This window comes from Rheinheimera sp. (genome assembly GCF_036782235.1).
In the GTDB taxonomy this organism is placed as follows: domain Bacteria; phylum Pseudomonadota; class Gammaproteobacteria; order Enterobacterales; family Alteromonadaceae; genus Pararheinheimera.
This window is the reverse complement of record NZ_DAIPZL010000030.1, coordinates 1-6,271: the sequence shown is the minus strand read 5'-3', so window position 1 is coordinate 6,271 and position 6,271 is coordinate 1. Positions and strand designations below refer to the sequence as shown.

Annotated in this window: 6 protein-coding genes and 3 tRNA genes; all 9 read left to right on the top strand. The window is 48.9% G+C overall.

Annotated elements, in window-relative coordinates; translation table 11 throughout:
• On the top strand, window positions 1-190 hold a 190-nt coding region (locus V7P87_RS16695), incomplete at its 5' end, for a hypothetical protein (protein WP_333798443.1).
• Window positions 191-301: 111 nt separating this feature from the next.
• Window positions 302-2,137, top strand: coding sequence for a GNAT family N-acetyltransferase (locus V7P87_RS16690; protein WP_333798442.1), 1,836 nt, complete (start codon window positions 302-304; stop codon window positions 2,135-2,137).
• A gap of 5 nt (window positions 2,138-2,142) precedes the next feature.
• The gene (locus V7P87_RS16685) at window positions 2,143-3,057 is read left to right on the top strand and encodes a histone deacetylase family protein (protein ID WP_333798441.1); all 915 of its coding nucleotides are present in this window, start codon (window positions 2,143-2,145) and stop codon (window positions 3,055-3,057) included.
• A 76-nt stretch (window positions 3,058-3,133) separates the two neighbouring features.
• Window positions 3,134-4,129, top strand: a complete 996-nt coding sequence (gene murB / locus V7P87_RS16680) for a UDP-N-acetylmuramate dehydrogenase (protein WP_333798440.1) — start codon at window positions 3,134-3,136, stop codon at window positions 4,127-4,129.
• Window positions 4,122-5,123 carry a bifunctional biotin--[acetyl-CoA-carboxylase] ligase/biotin operon repressor BirA gene (gene birA, locus V7P87_RS16675; protein WP_333798439.1) on the top strand — a complete coding sequence of 334 codons (1,002 nt, stop codon included), beginning with the start codon at window positions 4,122-4,124 and terminating at the stop codon, window positions 5,121-5,123. The genes murB and birA overlap by 8 nt, the downstream gene beginning before the upstream one ends.
• The gene (locus V7P87_RS16670) at window positions 5,116-5,838 is read left to right on the top strand and encodes a type III pantothenate kinase (protein WP_333798438.1); all 723 of its coding nucleotides are present in this window, start codon (window positions 5,116-5,118) and stop codon (window positions 5,836-5,838) included. Before birA ends, V7P87_RS16670 begins: the two co-directional genes overlap by 8 nt.
• Before the next feature lie 157 nt (window positions 5,839-5,995).
• A tRNA-Thr gene (locus tag V7P87_RS16665) sits at window positions 5,996-6,071 on the top strand.
• Between the two features lie 5 nt (window positions 6,072-6,076).
• Window positions 6,077-6,161, top strand: a tRNA-Tyr gene (locus V7P87_RS16660).
• A 34-nt stretch (window positions 6,162-6,195) separates the two neighbouring features.
• Window positions 6,196-6,270 (top strand) — tRNA-Gly (locus V7P87_RS16655).
• Window position 6,271: the final 1 nt, after the last annotated feature.

Below are 6,271 nucleotides of genomic sequence, written 5' to 3'. Positions count from 1 at the left end.
TGCAGTCCTCCGGCTGAACGGCCCGAGCTCTGCGAAGGGCATTAAGGCTCCCAATCAAGCTAATAATCCCCATCAATCCAACAAAAATCCCAACTCCAGCCCTTTTGCAGGTGAACCAGTCAGTTGCCGCAACACCAACAACTTCGCAGTTGCTGTTATTCTCGCCTTTAGTCGAATATTTATCTTATAAACATCACGATATTATTGCGGCAGCATGTTGGTTTTGATCAGCTTTAGCCAGATCAATAAATATTCAGCTAGAAGGCGCATACTCACGTAACTTAACCTGGAAGTTACTTATATGAACGCACCGACAAAGGGCCTGGACTGGTCCACATTATTACAATCCGGCAACCGTATTTTTATCGGCTCCAATGCGGCTGTGCCAAATGCGCTGATTGATGACCTGATCACAAATGCCAATCAGCTGCATGATATAGAGGTTGTGCAAATCCAAACCATTTCTGATAACAAATGGGTCGACGAAAAATACAAAGACTTGTTTAAAGTCAATGCGTTATTTATCAGTGGCGATAAAGTCCGGCAAGCTGTGGCTGAAGGGCGTGCCGACTATACCCCCTGTTTCTTGTCTGAGATCCCCACCTTATTCAGCAGCAATATTTTACCGCTTGATGCTGCCCTGGTGATGTTAAGCCCGCCGGATGAATATGGTTATTGTTCGCTCGGTGTGTCGGTGGATGTGGTGTCTTCGGCAGTAAAATACGCAAAAAAAGTCATAGCACAATACAATCCACTGATGCCGCGAACCAGCGGCCATGCTTATATTCATCAAAGTAAAATTGATGCTTATATTGAAGTTGCCCAGCCTTTACCGGAAGTTCCGCCACCGCAGTTTGAGCAGCGTATTGAGCGTATTGGCCAGTATGTGTCGATGCTGATTGAAGACGGTGCTACTTTGCAGATTGGCACCGGCAAAATTCCGGAAGCAGTGCTACGGTATCTTGGCAACCATAAAAATCTTGGTATTCACAGTGAGATGATTTCCGATGGCATTATCGATTTAATGCGCAAAGGGGTCATAAACAACAGCCAAAAGACCTTTCATCCGGGCAAAACCGTCACCAGTTTTTGCCTGGGTACACAACAACTCTATGATTTTGTGAATCAAAACCCCCATGTGGAGTTTTATCCCAGTGAGTACGTCAATTCTCCAACCAATATTGCCCGAAATGACAATATGGTGGTGATAAACGGTGCTATTGAAGTGGATTTAACAGGTCAGGTGGTATCTGATTCTATTGGTTATCAGTTTTACAGCGGTATTGGCGGCCAGGTCGATTTCAGCCGGGGCGCCTCAATGAGCAAAGGCGGAAAACCTATTATTGCGCTGCCATCTACGGCGAAAAATGGCACAATTTCGCGGATTGTACCACATATCGCCGAAGGGAGCGGCGTGGTTACTTCCCGTGGTCATGTGCATTATGTGGTCACCGAATATGGTGTAGCTGCGCTTCGAGGCAAAAGTATCAGAGAACGGGCGCTGGAGCTTATCCGGGTTGCCCACCCAAAATTTCGTGCTGAATTACTGGCCGAAGTGCGTAAGCATTATTGGGTGCCTAATTATCAAATCCAGACGCCTGTTGATGTGCCCGAGCTAGGGGGCGTTGGCCTGAAAATTCTGAAAATCGACGGCGAAAGTTTTGATTTGCGGCCACTCAACCCGGCCGATGAGCGGCGTTTGCAGGAGTTCTTTTACTCTCACACCAAAGAAACACTGCTGCTTCGTTACAACCATCACCCGAAACAAATGTCGCGTGAAAAATCCAGTGTATTGGTTAGTGTGGATCAATCCAGAGACTTAGCATTATGCATTGTGAAACAGCAAGGCTCGGTGCTGGAGATCCAGGCGGTTGGCCGCTATTACCTGATCGAAAGCAATAACAGCTGTGAAGTGGCTTTTGTCACCCGGGAGCGGCATCAGGGCAAAGGGATGGCAAAAATTCTGTTGCAGGAGATGATTGCCATCGCCCGTCAGCGCGGTATTCAGACGATGACGGCTTATGTGCGCGCGGAAAACAAAGCCATGCTGACAGTGTTTGAAAAAGCTGGCTTTAAACGGATGCGCTCTGAAGAGCCCGATGAAGTGAATTTACAATTAAAACTACAGACTGAGTAAAGATTATGACAGTTACTGTATTCAGCCACCCCGCATGTTCGCAGCATAATCTTGGTGCTGATCACCCCGAAGCTCCGGCCCGGCTGCATGCCATTTTTGATCAGATTTTAAGTTCAGGTCTGGAGTATGTACTGCAGCATAAAGACAGCACCGCCGCCAGTGATGCCCAATTATCATTGGCGCATGATGCGGCTTATGTTGCTGATGTGGTAGCTAAACAACCCGCACAGGGACTGGTATGGCTGGATGACGACACGGCCATCATGAATAAATCGGTCACAGCTGCCCGCTATGCAGCCGGGGCGGCGATCAATGCGGTTGACCTGGTGATGCAAGGGCGGGATCAACAGGCTTTTTGTGCCATTCGTCCGCCCGGTCACCATGCAGAACGAGCCCAGGCTATGGGGTTTTGTCTGTTTAACAATATCGCAGTGGCTGCTGCTTATGCCATGCAGCATTATGGACTGCAACGTATTGTGATTGTTGATTTTGACGTTCACCACGGCAATGGCACTGAACAAATTTTTAAAGATGACCACAGAGTGCTTTTTTGCTCATCTTTTGAACATCCATTTTATCCTTTTACTGAGCCTGGCAGCAGTGAACACATGCTGAAAATGCCGCTGAGTGGTGGCTCAGACGGCAGTCTGTTCCGTCAGTTGGCAGAACAACAGTGGTTACCGGCCATTGAGGCCTTTTCACCACAACTAATATTCATTTCTGCCGGTTTTGATGCACATTATGAAGATGAGATGGCGCATTTAAGATGGCGCGAAAGTGACTATCAATGGATAGCGGCAGCACTGAAGGCGCTGGCCAATCGTCATTGTGATGGCCGTATTGTTGCCTGTCTGGAAGGTGGTTATGCCTTAAGTGCTTTGGGGCGTAGTGTGGTGGCGATGTTAAAAGCCTGGCTTTAAGCTGCAAACCGGATTAACGCTTCTGCAAAGAGCTGCAATTTATTACAATAGCGCTTTTTACGGCAGTGGATTTGGTATGCAGCAGCTTTTGGCGCAAGACGCCCGGCACTATTCTACATTTCGCCTTGCGGCAACCTTAGCAAAAGTCACAGTACTGTCGTCTTTAGCGGAGTTGCAGCATTATCAACCGCAACAACTGCCACTGTTATTAGGCGAAGGCAGTAACAGTATTTTCCTGTCAGACTGGCCTGGTGAAATTCTGCGTTATGTGGCTGCCGGCCGTCAGCTGGAAGTTAAGGGTGACCAACTACATTTGCATGTGGAGGCAGGCCATAACTGGCATCAGCTGGTGACCTGGAGTGTAGCGCAAGGCTGGTGGGGGCTGGAAAACCTGGCTTTGATCCCAGGTTCTGTTGGTGCGGCGCCAGTGCAGAATATTGGCGCTTATGGTGCCGAACTTGCCGATACCTGCAGTTATGTTGATTTTTTCCACTGGCAAAGCCGGCAAGTGCAACGTTTAACAGCGGCCGAGTGTCAGTTTGGCTATCGTGACAGCATTTTTAAACAACAGCTAGCCGGTAAAGGCGTCATTGTCGCCGTCGGTTTTTGCTTACAGCGTCATGGTAGTCCGAAGCTTAATTACCATGGTCTGGATCATTTAACTGCCCAGGCCTCTCTAGCAGATGTGATGAATGCAGTGATTGCTGTGCGGCAAAAAAAACTACCTGATCCTGCTATTTTGCCCAATTGCGGCAGTTTTTTTAAAAACCCGGTAGTGCCTGCTGCTTTTTTCCAACAGCTTTACCAGCAATATCCTGTAATGCCACATTATCCTCAGCCCCAGCAACAGGTGAAGCTGGCCGCTGCCTGGCTGATTGAACAGGTTGGGTTAAAAGGTTATCAGCTGGGTGGAGTGGCTTGTTATCAGCAGCAACCGCTGGTGCTGGTGAATCACAATAACGGCACTGCTGCGGAGTTGCTGCAGTTGATTACGCTGATTCAACAAACTGTGTTTGCCAGATTTGGTGTTCAACTGGAGCCTGAAGTCAGGTTATTGCGTCATCATGACTAAAACTTTGCCGCAAAGTCTGGCATTACAACGGCAGTTGATCCTGCAATTGGCTGACGGAAAACTCTATTCAGGTGAAACTCTGGCCGCAGCAGCGGGGATCAGCAGGGCCGCCATTGCTAAACATATTCATCAGTTACAGCAGTTTGGTCTGGATATTTACTCGATTAAAGGCCAGGGTTATCGGCTGGCTGCGCCATTGCAGCTATTAGACGCCCTGCAGATCAAACATTATCAGCAAGCCGGCATGCCGGGTATTTTATTGCAGCATGTTACCGACTCAACCAACAGTCAGCTGATGAAAAAGTTGCAGGATGGTCAGAAGCTGGCCAAAGGTGCTGTGTTGGTGGCGGAAGCCCAAACAGCAGGCAGAGGCCGACGCGGCAACAGCTGGTTTTCTCCTTTTGGCAGTAACCTATATTATTCAATGTACTGGCAGCTGGAGCAGGGCATTCAGGCTGCTATGGGGCTGAGTTTAGTGATTGGTATTGCAGTTGCTGAAGCGCTGGAGCAGCAATATCAGTTAGCAGTCAGCCTGAAGTGGCCTAATGATATTTATCTGCAGCAGCAAAAACTGGCCGGTATTTTGATTGAGTTGGTTGGGCAGAGCCATGCGCAGTGTGATTTGGTGATAGGGCTGGGGCTGAATATCCGCATGCCGGAAACTGCGCGGGCCGAGATTGACCAGGCCTGGACTGATTTGCAGCAGCATGTCAGCGAGCCGGTAAACCGCAATCAACTGATTGCCCTGTTGCAACAGAGTATAGTGAAGCATCTGCAGCAATTTGAATTGTCGGGTTTTGCCCCCTTTGTGGCAGAGTTTAACCGGCGTGACCATTATATCGGGCAGATGGTATGCCTCAGTAGCGGCGAGCGTAGGATCGTCGGCCGTTGTGCCGGTGTTGATCCTCAGGGCGGATTACTGCTTGAACAAGGCGGGCAGTGCCAGAGTTATTATGGTGGTGAGCTGAGTTTAAGGAGTGAGACAGGTGGCTGAGCTTTTGTTAGATATAGGCAATAGCAGAACAAAAGCCGTGTTACATCAGGCTGGGATACTGACGCTATTAAGCGGCCATCAGGCTGAGTTTTTGCAATCTTATGCCATAGACGCGGTGTTTTGTGCGTCGGTTGCTGCAGCTGAGCGCATCGAGCAGGTGCGGCAGGAAAGCGGCTTGCTCAGCCAAAGCTGGTGCCTGATTCGCAGTGAAGCAGAAAAAAACGGCTTAAAAAATCAATATCAACAGCCTGCTTTGTTGGGGGTTGACCGCTGGCTGGCCATGCTTGGCGCTAAAGAATTGTATCCGGCACAGGATTTACTGGTCATTGATGCCGGTACTGCATTAACGCTCGATTGGGTTGGTGCCGATGGTCAGCATCTGGGGGGCTGGATCATTCCGGGGTTTCGTTTACAACAGCAGGCAGTGATTGGACACACCGCCAAAGTATTTAATAACAGTATGCAACATGCCGAAGTTGCAATAGGTACTGATACCAGTAGTTGCCTGCAAAATGGTTGCCTGGCGGCCGCAGTTGCTGTAGTGAAGCAGGCGGTTCAGATGCAACAGCTACAGCAAATAGTGTTAACAGGCGGTGATGCGCCTTTGTTAGTGCCCCATTTACAGGCTGAACAATGTGAACTTGATCCTTTATTAATTTTTCGTGGTTTAAGCCTTTATATCGATAAAAACTGCTCAAAGGCTGATTTTGGTTAGTTATCCCTGGTGCAACAGGCTGATATTCCCGCTTTTGTTATTGAATAATGCCGGTTTTGGCGATCTATTGAGCATTCAGTGTAAAAATCTGGCTTTTTTTCAGTTTTAGAGTTGCACCACCCAAATCATTCCACTAGAATTCGCACCCACTGACGTAGCCGCTTTAGCTCAGTTGGTAGAGCAACTGACTTGTAATCAGTAGGTCATCCGTTCGACTCGGATAAGCGGCACCATTAGTGGAGGGGTTCCCGAGTGGCCAAAGGGATCAGACTGTAAATCTGCCGGCACTGCCTTCGAAGGTTCGAATCCTTCCCCCTCCACCATCTCTTCGTCAGGAAGAATAGCTACGAGTAGGCCGCGGGCATCGTATAATGGCTATTACCTCAGCCTTCCAAGCTGATGATGCGGGTTCGATTCCCGCTGCCCGCTCCAA

Coding starts and splice junctions, on each gene's coding strand:
- murB (WP_333798440.1), top strand. CDS start 3,134: ATGCAGCAGCTTTTGGCGCAAGACGCCCGGCACTATTCTACATTTCGC.
- V7P87_RS16685 (WP_333798441.1), top strand. CDS start 2,143: ATGACAGTTACTGTATTCAGCCACCCCGCATGTTCGCAGCATAATCTT.
- V7P87_RS16690 (WP_333798442.1), top strand. CDS start 302: ATGAACGCACCGACAAAGGGCCTGGACTGGTCCACATTATTACAATCC.
- birA (WP_333798439.1), top strand. CDS start 4,122: ATGACTAAAACTTTGCCGCAAAGTCTGGCATTACAACGGCAGTTGATC.